The 18,824-nt window shown below is 51.6% G+C and carries 9 protein-coding genes; 6 read left to right on the plus strand and 3 right to left on the minus strand.

Annotation, left to right across the window (positions count from 1 at the left end; translation table 11 throughout):
* Window positions 1-17 precede the first annotated feature (17 nt).
* Window positions 18-599 carry a TetR/AcrR family transcriptional regulator gene (locus QMG93_RS14240; protein ID WP_281937469.1) on the minus strand — a complete coding sequence of 194 codons (582 nt, stop codon included), beginning with the start codon at window positions 597-599 and terminating at the stop codon, window positions 18-20.
* A gap of 537 nt (window positions 600-1,136) precedes the next feature.
* On the opposite strand from QMG93_RS14240, the gene QMG93_RS14245 reads away from it, so the two are divergent.
* From QMG93_RS14245 to QMG93_RS14270, 6 genes are all read left to right on the plus strand, one after another.
* The gene (locus QMG93_RS14245; protein WP_281937471.1) at window positions 1,137-1,862 is read left to right on the plus strand and encodes an RHS repeat domain-containing protein; all 726 of its coding nucleotides are present in this window, start codon (window positions 1,137-1,139) and stop codon (window positions 1,860-1,862) included.
* 63 nt (window positions 1,863-1,925) lie between these two features.
* Window positions 1,926-10,976, plus strand: coding sequence for a polymorphic toxin-type HINT domain-containing protein (locus QMG93_RS14250; RefSeq protein WP_281937473.1), 9,051 nt, complete (start codon window positions 1,926-1,928; stop codon window positions 10,974-10,976).
* A gap of 31 nt (window positions 10,977-11,007) precedes the next feature.
* The gene (locus QMG93_RS14255; RefSeq protein ID WP_281937475.1) at window positions 11,008-11,751 is read left to right on the plus strand and encodes a hypothetical protein; all 744 of its coding nucleotides are present in this window, start codon (window positions 11,008-11,010) and stop codon (window positions 11,749-11,751) included.
* Window positions 11,752-12,080: 329 nt separating this feature from the next.
* Window positions 12,081-12,419, plus strand: a complete 339-nt coding sequence (locus QMG93_RS14260) for a hypothetical protein (RefSeq protein WP_281937477.1) — start codon at window positions 12,081-12,083, stop codon at window positions 12,417-12,419.
* A 319-nt stretch (window positions 12,420-12,738) separates the two neighbouring features.
* Window positions 12,739-14,514, plus strand: a complete 1,776-nt coding sequence (locus tag QMG93_RS14265; RefSeq protein ID WP_281937478.1) for a glycoside hydrolase family 35 protein — start codon at window positions 12,739-12,741, stop codon at window positions 14,512-14,514.
* 164 nt (window positions 14,515-14,678) lie between these two features.
* A complete protein-coding gene (locus QMG93_RS14270) occupies window positions 14,679-15,581 on the plus strand; it encodes an AraC family transcriptional regulator (protein WP_281937480.1) in 903 nt (300 codons plus the stop codon).
* 132 nt (window positions 15,582-15,713) lie between these two features.
* Here QMG93_RS14270 and QMG93_RS14275 read toward each other — a convergent pair whose 3' ends face one another.
* Entirely contained in the window at window positions 15,714-16,715 is a 1,002-nt protein-coding gene (locus QMG93_RS14275) for an NAD-dependent epimerase/dehydratase family protein (RefSeq protein ID WP_281937482.1), read from the minus strand.
* Window positions 16,716-17,835: 1,120 nt separating this feature from the next.
* Complete coding sequence (locus QMG93_RS14280; RefSeq protein ID WP_281937484.1) at window positions 17,836-18,405, minus strand: GbsR/MarR family transcriptional regulator; 570 nt, start codon at window positions 18,403-18,405, stop codon at window positions 17,836-17,838.
* Window positions 18,406-18,824: the final 419 nt, after the last annotated feature.

Below are 18,824 nucleotides of genomic sequence, written 5' to 3' on the forward strand. Positions count from 1 at the left end.
CGTAGATGGGTTATAGGTTATCCGAGCAAGCCCCGGAATTCGAACTTGGCGGTTTCTTCGGCGATTTGCGCCGGCGAATACGTGGATTGGAAATCGACGTCGTGCATCGGTCCGAACAGCCATTTGGACAGCACGCCGGTAATTAAACAGACGAGAATGTTGGCCCGCAGCGACAAATCGTTTGTCCCCGGCAGCATCCCGAGCTCGATGGCCCGCTCCATGTTGTTTTTGAACGCTTCCTCGAACGCGATCCAGGTCTGCGAGACGGCTTCCCGTACCGGCGGATCGGCCCCTTGGCCTTTCATAAGCAGCAGTGCCATCAGATCCCGGTTCCGGTCGGCGAATGCGAATAGATCCGTTAGCAGCCGCGCGGACGAGCTCACCATGTCGTCTACCGTACCCGCGTGCTTGCGGTAGCCCTGCTCGATGACTTGGATCAGCTTCTCTTTGCCGCCTTCGATTAACTCCAGCGCGAGCTGTTCTTTGCTTTGAAAATGCCAGTAGAACGTGCCTTGCGACACCCCCGAGGCTTTGACCACGTCGGAAATTTTGGTGCCGTGATATCCCTTGCGGGCAAATAAGTCGAGAGCCGCGGCCATCAGCTGCTGACGGCGGTCCTGATCTTGTTGTTGTTCCGGTAAAGCAGGCAGCTTCCATCGCCCCTCTCCACTTAACTGACGAGTCAGTTAAGGTTAATTCCGATGGGTTTACTATATTTTAAACACGCCCCCATGTCAAGTCCCAATATGTGAATCTTGTCGAAATTTGGAGGTGATCGTTTATAGAATATCCTAAGGAAATAAAAGTTATCCAGATATTGGGGATGGATTGTGGACATTTTTTTACAATAGGGAAGGTAAAAAGGTGATAAAGTTTACAATTACCATGGAAAAAATAGGCGATTCGTAGCATTTGGAATTTCGACATGGATGTTAATATAATACTGGCCGCCTATAAATTCCTTGTTTATGCAGGTTAAGTTATGGAAGGGTTTTTCGACAAATTTCATGGCATTGATGGATGGCGGTACGCTGGCACGAGGGGGAGAAGGGGCAATGTTCGCACAGATAAGACACGGACCGGGAAAAAGCACGCGGGATATATCTTAAGGCTTAGATCAGAAGGAGGATTTGGCTGTGAATGGTAAATTACGGACAGTTTTGTTCTGCTTATGGATGATACTTGGTTTGCAGGCGACACCGGTTATGGCTGCTTCGTATACGTACGACGAGCTGAACCGATTAATTTCGGCAACGACAGATAGCGGGGAGACCCTGAATTATTCTTATGATGCAGCCGGTAATCTTACTGGCGTGGAGCAGAGTCATTCCGCACCTGTACCAAGAGCTTTTACGGTAACCCAGCCTGCGCTTGTGAACAGCGACTTTGAGGGGGCTGTTGGCGTCGGCGGAGTTGGCGAAGCTTGGAGCGCTACTTTTTCACCCGGGCTTCAGGCCGGCTACGACGTGGTTACAACAAGCGTATACGGACAAGTTTACGCACTGAATCATGTTCAGACGATGAACGGAACGGCAGTCCGATCCGGAAGCATGAGTTTGTCACAAGAGATTCGCGTGAACGGGAATAACGAGTTCTCGCTGCAAGGACAGTTCAAGGCTGATTCATTAACAAACGGCCGGGTGGAAGCCAGCGTGGAATTTCTGGATGCAGCCGGGAAAGTTATAGAGACGGCAAAAGCAGCCGTATCCGATACCTCATCATTGGGCTGGATTTCGTTTCAGAAGGCAGTACATTCGCCTTCGCAAGCCGTAAGCGCCCGGATTGTGCTTGAGCTCGCATTCTCCGAATCCGGCGGGAGCGGCCAGGTAAGCTGGGACCACATTCGCTTTGAACCGCGTTAGACCAAAGCGGATGTCTGCATGCATCCTAGGAGCATTTTCTAATTTGATAGCGGAGGGTACCCTGTGTTTTCAATCGGACGGATCGTTTGCGCTTTATTTTTGTTAGCTGCAAGCTTCCTTTATTGGGAGAAGGAAGCTTATGCCGAGCCGGTGTCTTATGTTCTATCTCCCGGCAATTCGGTAGTCATTACGGCCTATCCTGACAGCCGTTCCATTATGGCGTCTGTTAAAGTTAGCGGAGGGCATGATTATGTCAGATACTTCGACAATGGGGCCGTATCCGACTACAAAACTTCCGACAAAGGGACGTCGTATTCCATGTCCGGGACTTACCGGATCGTTCTAACGAATACGTCGTCTTCGTCGATTACCCTGTCCAGCAATTCGATTCCTTACCAAATCGTAAGTTCTTCAACACCCGCATTAAAGAAGGTATGGCTGAGCCCGGGCGACAGCCTGGATATCACCAATACGACGGGGAAGAGCAGCAGCGTCACGGCGGGCGGGATCAGCGATTACGTCAAGTATGACGATGCCGGCGAGGTCGTTACGTATACAAAGGGGAAGGCCGTCGGGGAACTGACGCTCTCGGCCAAGAACCGGATTGCGTTAACCAACCGGGATAAAAAGGCCTATGAGGTATGGGGCCCGTACGAAACGATCGATTATTCCAAACGCACAACTCCCGCCGTTTATTATAAAACGTTGACGCCGGGACAAACTTTGGAAGCAGCCAACGTGTCGCCCAGAACGCTCAACCTGGCGGTGGGTGGTTTGTCGGATAACGCGATTTACGATGCGGACGGAGCGGTAAATTCGTACTCCCGGAAAAAGTCTTCGGGAACCGTACAGTTATCGTCTGGAAAACGGATGGTCGTGACCAATACGGATTCCAAGGCTTACGAGGTGTCCGGACCGTATGACGGCTTCACGTTTGCCGACCGTGCGCAGCCTGCTTCTTTTACACGGACGCTGTCGCCGGGACAGAGCTTGAAGGCGACCAATACTTCGCCCAAGAGCTTTAATGTCAGCTTAAGCGGTACATACGATTATGCGGAACATCGCGGTACGGGTCAGGTCGTTGCCTATGGACGCAATCAGCGGCTGAGCAGCAATGCCATCGGAGCGGCGAATTACTTGAATGTGACCAATACGGGTGCGTCCTCGGTCGAAGTTGCCGGGCCGTACGATGCTTTCTCCGTCGTTGAACTGAATCATCCGGCGCTTACCAGCCGCATGCTGAGTCCGGGACAAAGTCTGGAAGTCTCCAATCCGACGGCCTACACGGCGAATGTGACGGTTGGAGGCACCTACGATTACGCCTTATTCGATTCGTCCGGCATTACTTCGTATGCCCGGACCCAGAAGACGGCGAATAAGGCGGTAGATAGTTTGGAACGGCTCGCCGTTACCAACATAGGTGGCGAATCATCCGAGGTTTTCGGCCCCTACGAGACGTTCTCCTTCGCTGACCGTGCGCAGCCTGTTACGTTTAAAACGGTGCTCGCTCCGGGCCAAAGCGTCGATGCGCTGAATCAGGCTGCGAAGCCGTTCTATCTGAGCTTAAACGGTGAATACGATTATGCCCGCTACAGCGGCAAAGATAGCCTGCAGAGCTATGCCAGACGATCGACCGCTGCAAGCATGTACAACCAAGCCTCGGAACGGATCGCCATCACCAACGCAGGTGGAATCTCGATGGAAATTTCCGGTTCTTCCGACGCATACAAGATTACGTCCCGCACAATTCCTGCTCTGACGATCCGAACGTTATCGCCGGGTCAAAGCATGGAAGCGACGAACGTTTCGTCGGGAAGCGTGGACATCACGACGCTGGGCACGTACGATTACGCTTATTATACCGATTCCGACGACCTGACGACGTCCGGCCGAAAACGGGCGGCAGGAACCTTTACCGTGAGCCCATCCCGTAAGGTGGCGTTTACCAACTCGGGTACCTCGGCCTTGGAGGTATCGGTACCATACGACGTTATCCAGACCGCGGATCGGGTCAATCCCGCGCTGTTCGTAAAAAATCTTGCGCCGATGCAAAGCATGGAAGCCGTCAATGTGACGGCCAAAGATTATTACGTCCATATGACCGGCAAGTACGATTATGCCACTTATTCGTCGTCCGCCGGCCCGATGGTCAGCTATTCGGACGATAATTCGATCGGCTCGGTATTAACCGCCCATGGCAAAAAGATCGCCGTGATGAACACCGACACGGTTGCTATCGATGTATGGGGTCCTTACGATGCGTTTACGGTATCCGACCGGTCCGCGCCGGTGACGTTCGTTCAGGCGTTGAGTTCCGGACAGACGTTGAAAGCGGTCAATCTAGCCGGCGTAGCGTATTCCGTCAAATTGACAGGGCTGCATGATTACGCGAATTACAACGGCAAAGGCGAGGCCGGGTCGTACGGACGCAAGAAACCGGCAGGAAACCGGAGCGTTGGCTCTTCCGATCAATTGATCGTAACGAATGCCGATGCCGGGACGATTCAGGCCAAGGGTCCGTATGATGCTTTTCAGCTCGCGTACCGCACGGAGCCGGCGCTGTTCGTGAAATCGTTAGCCGCCGGACAGAGCATGGAGGCGGTCCATACGGGACTGAAAGCCTCGACGATCACGACGGACGGGATATCGGATTACGGGATCTACGATGCTGCCGGAGCGCTCAAGTCGTATTCAGGCGATAGCGGCAGCGGTTCCAAGCAGGTGGATCCAGGCGAGCGCATCGCCATTATGAACACGGAGGGCCCGGCTCTGGAAGTGAACGGCCCTTACGATATTTTCCGGGTATTCGACCGCGCGACGCCGGTTTCTTTCGTTAAACAGCTGGCTCCCGGCCAAACCATCCATGCCCTTAATGGAGCGGGAACGTCATTCTCTATTCGGATGAGCGGCGCTTACGACTATGCCAGCTACAAAGGCAAGAGCTTGCCGGAATATTACGGACGGGCGGTTCCAAAAGGCAGCAAAGGAATCGGCTCCGGCGATCGGCTCGTTGTGACGAATGCCGATGCACAGAGCATGACCGTGAAGGGGTCTTACGATGCGTTTCAAATTTCCGACCGGCCCGACCCGGCCTTATTTGTAAAAACGTTAGCCCGGGGACAAAGCATGGAAGCTGCCCTTACGGGAACCGGCTATACGACGGTCTCCATCAAAGGCACGCACGATTATGCCATATACGAAGGCTCTGGTCCAGTCAAGTCGTATGTTCAGGACTCCAACGATACGAGCAAGCAGGTGAACCCCGGCGAACGCATTGCGATTATGAATGCCGAGCTGGACGCTTTGGAGGTCTTTGGTCCGTTTGACATGTTCCGGATCACAGATCGGGCGACGCCGGTTTCGTTTGTCAAGACGTTGGCTCCGGGCCAGACGCTAGCTGCCAAAAACGATGCGGCTTCTTATTTCTCAGTTAAAGTCAATGGCAAGCACGACTATGTGATTTATAAAAGCAACGGAAACGTCGAGTATGACGGACGGGGCTCTGCTGCCTCTGTGCGGGGAGTCAGTGCGGGCGGACAAGTCGTGCTGACGAACGTCGATGCACAATCCGTTCGGGTAAAGGGTTCGTACGACGCTTTCCGGGTCACCGATCGTACCGATCCGGCGTTCTATATCCGGACGCTTGACTTCGGTCAAAGCGTAGGGCTCATGAACGTGACGGGAGCCTCGATTTATATCGATGTCTTGGGCGTCTCCGATTATACGATTTACAATTCGGACGGCAGCGTATCTTCTTTTGTAAAAGGAGCCAATCCAAAAAGCATTTCGCTTAGCCCGTTCAAACGGATCGTGATCGCTTACGCGGATAAAGCGCCGTTTCAGATCGCCGTTCCTTTCGATGCGGTGACGGTCGATGACGGCAGCGGCCCTGTCGCATTTATGAAAGAGCTGGCCCCTGGCCAAAGCATGGAAGCCGTTAACATTTCCTCCAGAGAATTTAGCGTCAAAGCTTCCGGCGTTATTGACGTTGTTAAATACAACGGCTCCGGGGACATCACGTTCTACGACAGAGAAGGTACTTTTGGGAGTATTCCTCTTGTCGCTTCCCACCGGATCGCGATCACTAACCGGGATAGTCAGACGATTGTGGTGACAGGCTCCAAGGACGTTTTCCGCATAACGGACCGTACCAATCCGGCACTGATGGTCAAGACGTTGGCCTCCGGCCAAAGCCTCGAAGCTGGGGCAGCGACAACGGCTGGAACGAGCCTGCGTACCAGCGGCAAATTCGACTATGCCGTCATGAACGAGAACGGAAGCATTCAGCCGTATCAAAAAGCTTTTGAAGGCTATGCTTTAACGGTCGCATCGGGTAAACGGGCGGCTATCACGAACACGGAAGCTGCGAATCTGACGGTATGGGGACCGTACGACACGCTTCAGATGACCGACCGAAGTGGGCCGGCGATTGTTTCGGCATCCGTCGCACCGGGTCTAAGCATGCAAGCGGCCAACCGGACAGGAAGCCCGCAATCGATTGCGGTAAGAGGCTCTTTCACTTATGTGAAAGAAGACGGAACACAGCATCCGGGCGTAAGTCCGCTCATGATTCCAGCTGGTGTGCGTTACGGTATCCTGAATACCGGAACAGCCGAGTTGGATGTATTCGGCCCTGCCGATGCTTTTGCATTCGAGACGGCCGACAAGCCGATCTCCGGCGTAGGCGCTGTCGAAGAGATCCGCAAGCTGGATCCTTCGCAATATGATACGCAATCCCTGCATGCCGATCCGATCGATACGGCAACCGGTGCGCAAATCATCCAACGCACGCTGCTTACTGCACATGGTGCCGCAGATGTGCCGTTTACGGTACAGTATTACTCCCTGCTCTTGAATTCGGGCGTGATGGGTCCGGGCTGGGGGCATTTGTACGACATCCGCTTGGAGGATACAGGCGATGGTAAGCTGAGCGTTCATTGGAACGCGAATCGTAAAAATACGTTCACTTCGAAAGGCAGCGGGCTCTACGTCTCCGACGAAGCCGCCGTGAAGCTGGACAGGCTGGTCCGCCGGGCGGACGGTTCTTATACCTTGACCCGCAAGGATGGCACCGTCTATGAATTTTCGTCAGCAGGCCGCTTACTCTCTTTGGGCAACAAGCAGGGCCAAGCTTTATCGCTTAACTATAACGCCTCCGGGCAGCTGGCCTCGGTAACCGAGCCGCTATCCGGTATAGGAATCGGACTAAGCTATGACGTCAATGGACGGCTTGCTGTCGTGCAGGACCCGCTCCAGCGCCAGGTGAAGCTGTCTTACGATGCGAAAGGCCAATTGGAGAAAATCACCGATGCCGCAGGTCAGGAAACGGTATACAGCTATGATGATAAAGGCCGCATTCTCACGGCAACGGAGCAAGGCGTTCGGACATTCAGCAACACGTACGACAGCCAGGGCCGGATCATTGCGCAGCAGGATGCCGTTGCAGGGCATCGTACAACGAAGTTCGAGTATGTCGAAAAAGACGGTACCCTCGTTACCGCGGTTACTGATCGTGAAGGCAGTATCAACATACTGACCCACGACAAGAATTACCAACTGCTTCGCGTCCGGGATGCACTGGGTCAGGAGACGGGCTACACCTATGATAGCGAAGGCAACCGGACACAGGTTACGGATGCGGAGAGCAAGTCGGATACGTTTGCGTATGACGGCAGGGGGAACCTGCTCAGCGTTACAGACGCATCCGGTCAGAAAGTAACCATGACCTACGACGACGACAGCAACCTGCTCACAGTCACCAATCCGCAGAACGAGCAGATCGTCAGCCATTATGATGCCAAAGGCCGACTGATCGGGGTCACCGATCCGGAAGGTCATCTAACGACCTATGCGTATGACGCGAACGGGTTGATGACTCAAGCGACCGACGCCTTGTCCAGACAAACGATCTACGGTTACACTAACGGTTTGCTTACTTCCGTAACCAATCAGGAAGGAAATAAGGTCACTTACTCTTACAATGCCGCGGGTCGCGTCGTCGGGATCAAGGGAAATGACGGCAAAGAGACGTTGCTAATCTATAATGCGAACGACCAAGTGCTCAGCGTGACGGACCCGGCAGGACAGACGGTCTCGTACACGTACGATCCGATGGGGAACCCGTTGACGGAAACGGATGCCAAAGGAAACGTGACGCAATATTTCTATGATGGCAACGGAAATCTTACCAGTGTGAAAAATGCGCTGAACCAGGAAACCCGTTTCGAGTACAATGGCGAAGGCCGCTTGGTGAAAGAAACGAATGCGCTTGGGCAAAGCACGTTGTACTTTTACGATGCGAAGGGCAGATTGGTACGGTCGACTAATGCGCTTGGCGAATCCACCCGCTACGATTACGACGTCAAGGATCGAATGATCGCCGTCTATGATGCGATGAACCGTAAAATCAGGTCGGTGGAGTTCGATTCGCAGGGCAATCCGATCACCATCACGGACGCTTTGAACCGCAAAGTCACGCAGCAGTTCGATGCACTGAACAGGCTAACCCAGTGGACGGATCCGAAAGGACGCCAGACGCAGCTTGCCTACGATAAGTTGAACCGTCTGGTCGAGGTTACCGACGCCAAGCATGGCAAAGCCGCGCAAATTTTTGACGCGGTCAGCCAAATTACCGGCGTTACTGACCCGAATCGCAATGAAACGAAGTACGTCTATGATAAAGCAGGGCGGTTGCTCAGCGAGACGAATGCCGCAGGCCATGCTCATACCTATGCTTACGATGCGAACGGACGGCTTGAACAAGAGACGAACGGACGCGGACAAGCTACGGCTTATCGTTACGACCAAGCGGGAAGGCTCGACCGGTTTACCGACCCCGAAGGGACTGTGACGTACACGTACGATGCGAACGGCAACATCACGGCCGTTACGGATCAATCGGGGAAAACGGCTACCCGGGAATACGATAAACTCGATCGGGTGATCAAGTATACGGATATGGATGGGAACGTGCTGCAATACGGCTATAACGAAATCGGCCAATTGACGACATTGACCTATCCGGACGGGAAGAAAGTAATTTATACGTACGATGCCGCAGGCCGATTGACGGAAGTAACGGACTGGACAGGACGGAAAACCGCGTACGGATACGATGCGAACGGCCGTCTTCTGACCACCACCCGCCCGGACGGCAGCGTGGAAACCCGGGATTATGACGCAGCCGGTCAGTTGAGGAAGCTGTGGGACCGCGCCGCCGACGGCAGCTATATCAGCCGATATCAATTCGATTACGATGAAGCGGGCAACGTCATTCAAGAACGCAATGAAGCGGCTACCCAGCGCGCACAAGAAGTCACGGCGGCCGTGTATGGACGAAGCGCGGCAGGAACGGTCACCTCGGCAACATATGCTTCCATGACGAATCTTCCGGGCATGGTTTCGGGAAATATTTCCATGACATATACGTCGGATAACCGCCTTGCGACGTTTAACGGAAATCCCGTGACCTACGATCAGGACGGGAACATGATTTGGGGCCCACTCGGCGGGACGATGCAGGAGTATCGTTTCGATGCACGCAACCGGTTGATTACAGCAGGCGGAGTAAGCTACGCTTATAATGCCGAGAACCAGCGTATTGCCGTGACTTCGGGCGGACAGACCACGCGGTATGTCGTGAATCCGAATGCTTGGCTGCCGCAGGTGCTGGTGGAGAAGGACGACCAAGGAAAAGCCAAGGCTTACTATGTCTACGGTCTGGGACTGATCGGCCGGGAAGAAGCGCCGGGCGAATATCGGACATATCATTACGACCGTCGCGGCAGTACGATCGCCTTGACCGACGCCAAGGGACAAGTGACTGATCGTTATACGTATGGGCCGTACGGGGAAACGTTGAAGCACGAAGGGAACACAGACAACCCGTTCCAATACAACGGACGTGACGGGGTCATGACGGACCCGAATGGTTTGTACTACATGAGGGCTCGATATTACCAGCCGGAGATCAAACGTTTTATCAATCGCGACGTACTGACCGGAACAATCTCCGAAGCTTCGACGCTAAACCGGTACGCTTATGTGAACGGTAACCCAGTCTCGTATGTGGACCCGTTTGGCCTGAGCCGGGATGGTGATTCATCCTTCCTGCTACAGGGGGGCAACTTCCTCGTCGATGCGGTGCCGTGGGTAGGTACGCTCAAAGGCTTCCAGCAAGCATTCTTGGGCACTAACTTCGTAACAGGCGAACGATTGTCTACAGGCGACCGCTGGGCGGAAGGTATCGGAAGTGCACTCAGCCTGGTCCCGATTCCGGGATTGAAGCACGTGGGCAAATATGCAACCAAAGGCGTCATCGCCGCGGAGAAGCAGCTTGAGCGCTTGTTTATGGGGCCATGGATGAAAAAAGCGGAAAATACAGCCAAGAAGCTGATCAGCGGGTGCAACTGCTTTACCGCCGGGACGAAGGTTCTCACAGACGAAGGGGAGAAAAATATCGAAGACATTGAGGTCGGAGATAAGGTTCTTACCAAGTCTGACGAAACCGGAGAAGTGGCGTATAAAGAGGTTACGGCTACTTTCAACCATGAGACGGATGAGATTTATAAGATTCATGTGGGTGGTCAGACGATTGAATCGACCTATAATCATCCGTTTTGGGTAGAAGGTAAGGGGTGGGCGTTCGTCAAAGACCTCAAGCCCGGTGACTTGCTTGTTCAGAGTGATGGGCATACACTCGAGGTAGACAGTATCGAACTGGAGCATAAGCACGTCACGGTTTACAACATGACGGTGGATGAGTTCCATACCTACTTTGTCAGTGACCTTGGGATTTGGGTGCATAACACTAATTGTTTTTACATTCGTCAAGCAGCCAGCGGGGTTACAAAGAAGCATGTTCCCCAAACAGGTGATTGGAGACCGGTAGGTAAATCATGGGGACTTTTTCAAAAAGAAAATCAAATATCAATAAAAGAGAGTTTCAGAAGAGACGATGGATATATTTCTTTTAAAGCGTACGATAAAGAAGGAACTTTAATTGGTAGGTTTGAAAAAGGTCAAAGAGATGGTTATCGAAGTAAAAATATTCATCCTGACCATATCCATTTAGAAAATGCTTTAGGGAATATTCATTGGTGGTTTAATGATTAAAAATGATTTAATGGAGGATAAGTACAATTGTATGGAAATCGTAAGAAACGACGGCAGGTATACGATTAAGTATATTGGTAATTTAAGCAAAGAAAACCTAGCCAATCTTCTTTTACTTTTTAAATCAAAAAATTCTGACGAACAATTACTGTTTGAAGCTTTTTGTGCCGATCCATACTTTTGGAATGAGGATATGGTTGAAAATGACAAAAATTACTACTATCAATCATTTCTCGACAATACAATATTGTTTCATAATGAAAGTACTAAAATAGGTCTAACGGACAAAATAATTACCTTATTACAAGAGGGTTATGGTGTGAAGGGAGACCAAAAATCAATCTTGAATGAATTTTTGTCAGGAAATATAGTAGTAGCTGAAGAAGTAATCGAAAAGGTTAAATCTCTTATTTACGAAACAGTTTTAACTGAAGTTAATCCACATGTTTATAATTTTACTAAAGATAAGATAGTTTTTGTCAATAATACTTGGTTTGATATGGAAACTGATAAATTAAAATCAAATCCATTGGTAAAAGTTTCATGGTATACCGTACAAACCATAGAAGAAATTATTGGAGCTATTGATTTAACCGAAGTTTATTTTAAGTGTTTAGTGCATAAGAAAAACAACAGCTTTGGAAATTATTCCTTTGCACTGATCTACTATGAGGCAGAATCTGATTTTCACATGGAAGTTATCGAAGTGACCCCCGGTTCCTTTGAGGAAGAAGTTTTACCAAAAATAAATGACTTTGTGCGTGACCTCAGGTGAAATACTAGTTATAATCAGATCCTTGAATAATTTTTTCAAGGATCTTTTTTTCTACTCCTATCTATAATGAATTAAAAAGGCTGCAACTAGATAAAAAGTTTGTCAAGGCAAAAGATATGGGCTACGCTAAAGCGCGCGAAGGGGCAGACGGGATAATAAGTCTAACGAGCAACTAAATTATTAAGCATAAAGGTTATACCTATACTCACAAAATAAAAGTTGTAGGTGCGCCAAATCATGTAAGAATATATGGAAGAATTGATGAAAATGGTGCTATGGTTTTTGATCATATGACGGATGGAAAACGATGAGAAAAGTGGTGATAAGCCGTGAATTTGAAATCCATTGAGCAGATTTTTAATGATAGTTATGATTTCGAGAAATTGAAAAGAAATACAGAACACCTTCTTGAAAAATTAATACAAAATAGCGACAATAATTCCCTCAAAGATGCGGAGGGAGAATTACCAAAAGGGCTAAAATATTCAGACTTGAAAATAAAATACAACTGCACAAATATTTTTGTGAATAACAATGACAGAGAGTATCCGTATTTTAGAATATCCCTTCATTTGGTTCATCCGAAGACAGGGATTCGACTTTTCTACTATGATGTGGATTATAATATTGACGGCGAGTTCTCTGATGAATACTTTAGTAGAGATTAATAGCGCTAGTTATATTTCCAAACCTTGAGGTTAGTAGTCCTCAAGGTTTTTCTTTTCCTTACCCGGTTCCGAATGAATATTGTACTCAGCGTAGACGAACGAATAATGCGGAAAAAAAGATCTTCGTCGCGTAGCGAAGAAGTATTCGTGGGTATCCAAAAGATAATGCAGCGGCAAGAATATCTGTTTCCTTTCCAGCCCTCCACAACACCCAACCAACGGAAAAAAAGGTCAAATAATCGGACGCTTTGGCTATTCGGTATTGTCCGCGAACGTTCTAAGATAAAGGGAGAATACCGAATGCAGAAAGGGTGCTCTTATGGCGACGTTCGATGTGCAAAACGGGCAATTTTGTCTGGATGGGGAACCGATCCGTCTTGTTTCCGGTGCGATTCATTATTTTCGGGTGGTGCCCGAGTATTGGCGGGATCGTCTGCTTAAGCTGAAAGCCTGCGGCTTCAATACCGTAGAAACGTATATTCCTTGGAATCTTCACGAGCCGAAGCCGGGCCAGTTCCGTTTTGACGGGCTGGCGGACGTGGTTCGTTTTGTTGAGATCGCTGGCGAGGTCGGTCTGCATGTGATCGTTCGGCCAAGCCCGTACATTTGCGCGGAGTGGGAGTTCGGCGGCTTGCCGGCTTGGCTGCTCGCCGATCCGGGTATGCGGGTGCGCTGTATGCACCGGCCGTATCTTGACCGCGTCGACGCGTACTATGATGTGCTGCTTCCGCTGCTGAAGCCGCTGCTGTGCACGAACGGCGGGCCGATTATCGCGATGCAGGTCGAGAACGAGTACGGCAGCTACGGCAACGACCGGGCGTACCTGGTTTATTTGAAGGATGCGATGCTGCAGCGGGGGATGGACGTGCTGCTGTTCACCTCCGACGGTCCGGAGCATTTCATGCTGCAGGGCGGCATGATTCCCGGCGTGCTGGAGACGGTGAACTTTGGGTCCCGGGCGGAGGAAGCGTTCGAGATGCTGCGGAAGTACCAGCCGGACGGACCGATCATGTGCATGGAATATTGGAACGGGTGGTTCGACCATTGGGGCGAGCAGCACCATACGCGGGACGCGAAGGACGTAGCGGACGTATTCGACGATATGCTCCGTCTCGGCGCTTCGGTCAATTTCTATATGTTCCACGGCGGAACGAACTTCGGCTATATGAGCGGGGCGAACTGTCCGGAGCGCGATCATTACGAGCCGACGATCACCAGCTACGATTACGATGTGCCGCTGAACGAATCCGGCGAGCCGACGGATAAGTTTTACGCGGTGCGGGAAACGCTGGCCCGCTACATGGAGCTGCCGCCGCTGGAGCTGCCGCACCCGATTCCGAAGGCCGCCTATGGAAGTGTGCCGGTTCGCGAAGCGGCCTCGCTGTTCGGGCAGCTGGACAGCCTGTCGGAGCCGGTTCGCCACACGTGCCCGGAGCCGATGGAGGCAGTCGGACAAAACGACGGGTTCATCCTGTACGAAACGTTCATCTCCGGGCCGCGGGAGGAACGGGAGCTCGTGCTGCAGGATTGCCGTGATCGGGCGTTGGTTTATGTGAACGACGAATTCATGGGTGTAATCGAGCGCTGGGACCCGAGCCAAAAGGTAGCGTTCGCCGTGCCGGAGGGCGGAGCGACACTGCGCATTTTGGTCGAAAATATGGGCCGGATCAACTACGGGCCGTTCATGCTCGACCGCAAAGGTATCACGGAAGGCATCCGCCACGGCAACCAGTTCCTGTTCGGTTGGAACATCTATCCGCTGCCGCTGGAGGACGTAGCCCCGGTCAGCTTTAACGGGAAGGAAGCGGAGCCGGGATACCCTGGCTTTTACCGCGCGGTGCTGCCGATCGAGGGGCAGCCGGCGGATACGTTCCTGCGCCTCGATGGTTGGAACAAGGGCATCGTGTATGTCAACGGCTTCCATCTGGGCCGCTACTGGAAGCGCGGGCCGCAGCAGACGCTGTATATCCCTGCGCCGCTGCTGCGGCAAGGGGAGAACGAGATCGTCGTGTTCGAGCTTCATGGAATGGAGAAGCGGGAGCTGACGTTCACGGATCGGCCGGAGCTTGGACCGGTATCGCAAGTAACGGTATAATAAGGTAACGATGAATGAGGCCGGTGCCGACCTGTCAAGGGTTGGCGCCGGTCTTTTACGTTTTGTGGGAATCTTTGCAAACCCGTTTCAAGATGACACCGGCCTGCGAAACGTGTTACATTGAGGAAAAGCGTGGATTTGGCCAGAAGGGAGCGGTCACCGGCATGGACCGTTTATTCCATTTTCCTAATATGACACAGACGCTGCAGGTGACCGGCTGTCACTTTGGCATCAAGCCGCCGGGTTGGCGGTACCCGCGGCATCATCATCATTTGTATGAGCTGATCTGCTGCCTGGAGGGGGAATCGGTGCACGAAATTAACCGGACCTCCTTGACGCTTCGTCCGGGGGACTGGCTGCTGATCAAATCGGGCATCCGTCACGAATCCGCGGCAGCCGCAAGCTCGCATTACCGGTTCTTCAACGTGCACTTCGACTTGGACGATGCGGAGGTGCGGAGCGTGCTCGGAGCTGCGCCTTACTCCCATATTCCGTCCGGGTCTGCGAGCCGCGGGAAGCTTCCGTTCTATGTTCAGGAATTGGAAGAAATGATGCGGCAGTACGCCGCTCCCGATACGCATGGAGATGTGTCCTGGCACGAGGAGCTGAATCCCCGGTTCGAGGACCGGCTGCTGCTGCAATCGTACACGCTGCTCATCGTTCGGGATGTGCTTGCGTTAATCCGGGAGCGGGATGCGCACGCCGGTCAAGCCTCGTCCAAGGAGGCTACTTTATTTGCGATCGATGTCGCACATGCGATCGAAGAGCGGCTGGCTGGAAGCTTTCATGAAGAGGCGACGATTTCCGCCGTGGCGGAGGAGCTTCACCTGAGCCGCAGCCAATGCTCGAAGCTGTTCTCCAAGGTGTACGGCTTATCGCCCAAGCAGTACGTCAGCCGAAGAAGGCTGAGTCTGGCGAAGGAGCTGCTGGTGACGACGAACCTGCCGATGACGGAGATCGCCGAGCGGCTCGGGTTCCAATCCGCGAGCCACTTCTCCCGGCAGTTCCGCCGGTGGACCGGCCAAGCCCCAAGCGATTACAAGCCGAAGCACGACGGCTGCTCGTAACTCCGCGGCCGCGGTACGCGTGCTTTTCCGCTGCACGCTGCCGCGCCTCACGGGTGTTGTCCGCCGATATTACTTGTCGACTCTGCGGCTGCCTCCCGAACGAAAGATCCTCCATTTTGTAAGCGTTTCAATTCATTGTGGCCCGAAAGCCGCGGCATCTCTGCTACGCCACAAGCGGAGCAGTTCCGCCTCGCGGGCCGGCTCCAGTCCGGCTTTGCGCTTCTCCTCCGGTGGTCGGCTTCGATCCCATGCGAGGGTGTCGCGAACCGTATCGATTAATGGTCTGGTCGTCAGTCCGGAAGCGAATGCCTTTGTATTATCCATGGCGAACATGCCGATCAAGCTGTCGCTTTGCAGCCAGAGAGGGAGCTCGATCCATTGGCCGACCTGCTGCTCTCTCAAAAACGGCTCGGTGACCCAGGTGAACTCGGCAGGACGGCTGCTGAATCGGGCGCACGCGTCCACGAGCTGCTCCATCGTAAAGTCGCCGCCGCTGGCATGAAACGTGCCGACCGTCCGCTTTTCAACTAAGTCAATAATCCACGCGGCGAGGTCTCTCACATCGATCACCTGAATACGCCCTTCTTTTGGCGGCACAAGCACTTCTCCCCCTTGTGCGATCCGATGGGGCCAGTACGTGAAGCGGTCCGAATAATCGTGCGGGCCGACGATCAGTCCGGGCCGGATGTGCAGCGCTCTGCCGGGTATAGCGGCTTCGACCGCTTTCTCGCAAAGCGCTTTGAGCGCGCCGTAATGCTGCGTCACGTCCTCGGTGCTTTCATCGGAAAGAATTGCGACAGGGGCGTCTTCCTTTACATGTAACCGCGTTAGATCCTCATACACCGATACGGACGAAATGAACGTATAATGTCCTACACGATCCTTCAGCAGTTCAACCGAGGAGCGTACGACGCGGGGAACAAAGCCGCACGTGTCGATCACCGCGTCCCACGTTCTGCCCTGCAGCAGTTCAAGCCCGCTTTCACGGTCCCCAATAATGTGCTCCGCTTGGGGAAAAGCGTCTTGACTGTGCTGGCCGCGATGAAAGAGCGTCAACGTATGCCCCCGCTCCAGCGCCGTCTCCGCCAAAGCCCTCCCCAAAAACCGGGTACCGCCCAAGATTAACAGGTTCATGAAGCCACCACCTTTATAAAAATATATATTTACGTAAAAATATTTTATTACGTTATGTAGTGGTTTGTCAATGAAACGCATTCAGCTCAATAATTGTTGGCTGCCAAATATGTTTTAAAATTGACAATAAAGTTTTGAAGCGAAGGTGCACAAGTGAATTTTTAGTGAGAGATAAGCTGGAACCACAGCGAATACTACAACATCACGCGCCCCTACCATGGTAGGGGCGTTTATTTATTTTTTTAAAGGGACGGTTATCTCACTCGTGATCTAGGTTGGAAAACTGGAAGAATCCATCACACTTTGTCGAAAGTCGAGTATCGATATTTGATGCTACTAAATTGGATGGATCGTGTTGTGGATATAAGAGAGCAATATCCGCTTGAATTTGCAAGGACATTGGAAATATCGGAACAGCAGGGGGAAAAGAAGTGGTGAGAACTGTAAAGGTAGTTAGTGATTTTCAGGAGCAAGGAATCGACTGGGGAATCATCATTGATACGCGACTGCCGATGACTATGGTTCGAAATATCGATTGGATGTTTGAAGGAAGGTTTCTCGATAGTCGGCCTGGATTAGCGGAAGATGACGTCTATCCCATACTCGTTTTCTACGCGAAGCCTCAAAGATTCCGATCCAATAGGCATAGAGCCCCGTACCAATGTAGCTGTTCGATAAGTCTTCGCACTCGACACGTTATGAACAATCTCAGATGAAAAACTTACTGGAATAAACATTAAACGTCTACTACGATGAGATCAAAGGAATTGAGCAAAATAAAGAACTGGTTCCTAAAGCGGAGCCAAGCTAAAAGCGATTGTACGTGTGATCCGTTGAACTGCATATTAGCCACTTCTTCACGGATGCCAACGGACGTGAAAATCGGCGCGAACACGTTCTGCAAAATTTGCGATCTGAAAGACGTCGATACCGTGATATGCAACAAGCCGGCTCCGGAGGAATGGAAGGCCGAGCTTGAGAAAAAAAGATATCATTTAGATCGTGGCGGAATAATGGACGAGGACAGGTTCACGCGATGTAACAAACGTAACCATGGCACACCTGCTGGCGATGACCGGGTCCCATGGTTTTTTTCTATTTTTGCTCCTCTACCCGTTCGCTATTTACCGCCGTTCGTCGCATCCGCATCCCTGTCCCCGTCCGCTTTCTTGCGGAATATTTCCCCTTCATTGATTTGCTCGATAAACGTTTGCAGCCATGCGTAGTACTCCGTCGCGTGCACAAGCTTGTGCAAGTCTTTCAACGCCTGCTTTCGCACGTCGTCGGGCGTATCGATGTGCAGAATGAGCTCCTTCAGCTCCGGGGTGACCTCGCCGATGGCATTGACCATCACGTCCATCTCGCGCTGTAATTTCGTCGCAAAAAAATTTTGGAATGCCGTATAGAAGTTGCTTTCGGCCTGGTACAAATCTTTCCGTTCCTTCTTGTTATCCAGCTTAACGACCATTTTGGAGTCGACCAGCGCACGTACGGCGTAGCTCATGTTGCTCTTGCTCATCCCCATGACATCCTTCATTTTCTCAAGCGTCATCGGCTCATCTTCAAAAAACATAATCCCGTACAGCTTGGCCACGGAAGGCACAATGCCATACAAATCCATCGTATCGGCGATCGCGTCGATGAATTTCTCCTTAAGCTGAAGCCGTTTCTCCGACCAACTGTTCTCCATGCTCGAACACATCCTTGCATCGTTGGATTCGTTCAAAAAATATTGGACTCACGCTCATTATATACCACATTTCGCGGTTTCCTCTATGGCGAAGGCGGTTTTTCCGGAAAATGCAAAAGTTTTCTCGTGTTTATCGAACAATGAAAATTGAATATTGAATACTTCTATAAGGTGGCACGATCTGTTTTAACAGCCGAAATTCACTTTTAATAAGGGTTTATTGCCATTATAACGTTCGGAGAAATATTTTGGCTAGTAGGCTGAAAATAATATATTCAAAAAATATTGAATTTTCATATTGATTTCTCAAGGCGGTTGTCTTATACTGAGTCTCACAAGTTAATAAAACGGTTGCAGACTTGGAGAAGACCGGAATCACGAGATGGCGAAACGCTTTAATGAGGAAGCGCTGCCGTTGT

Origin of the sequence: Paenibacillus tyrphae (assembly GCF_027925525.1) — a bacterium.
Lineage (GTDB): Bacteria > Bacillota > Bacilli > Paenibacillales > NBRC-103111 > Paenibacillus_G > Paenibacillus_G tyrfis_B.

What these genes read in the sequence shown, in the direction of transcription:
- QMG93_RS14240 (WP_281937469.1), bottom strand. Translation starts at nt 599, where the DNA reads ATGGCCGCGGCTCTCGACTTATTTGCCCGCAAGGGATATCACGGCACC.
- QMG93_RS14255 (WP_281937475.1), top strand. Translation starts at nt 11,008, where the DNA reads ATGGAAATCGTAAGAAACGACGGCAGGTATACGATTAAGTATATTGGT.
- QMG93_RS14265 (WP_281937478.1), top strand. Translation starts at nt 12,739, where the DNA reads ATGGCGACGTTCGATGTGCAAAACGGGCAATTTTGTCTGGATGGGGAA.
- QMG93_RS14270 (WP_281937480.1), top strand. Translation starts at nt 14,679, where the DNA reads ATGGACCGTTTATTCCATTTTCCTAATATGACACAGACGCTGCAGGTG.
- QMG93_RS14275 (WP_281937482.1), bottom strand. Translation starts at nt 16,715, where the DNA reads ATGAACCTGTTAATCTTGGGCGGTACCCGGTTTTTGGGGAGGGCTTTG.
- QMG93_RS14280 (WP_281937484.1), bottom strand. Translation starts at nt 18,405, where the DNA reads ATGGAGAACAGTTGGTCGGAGAAACGGCTTCAGCTTAAGGAGAAATTC.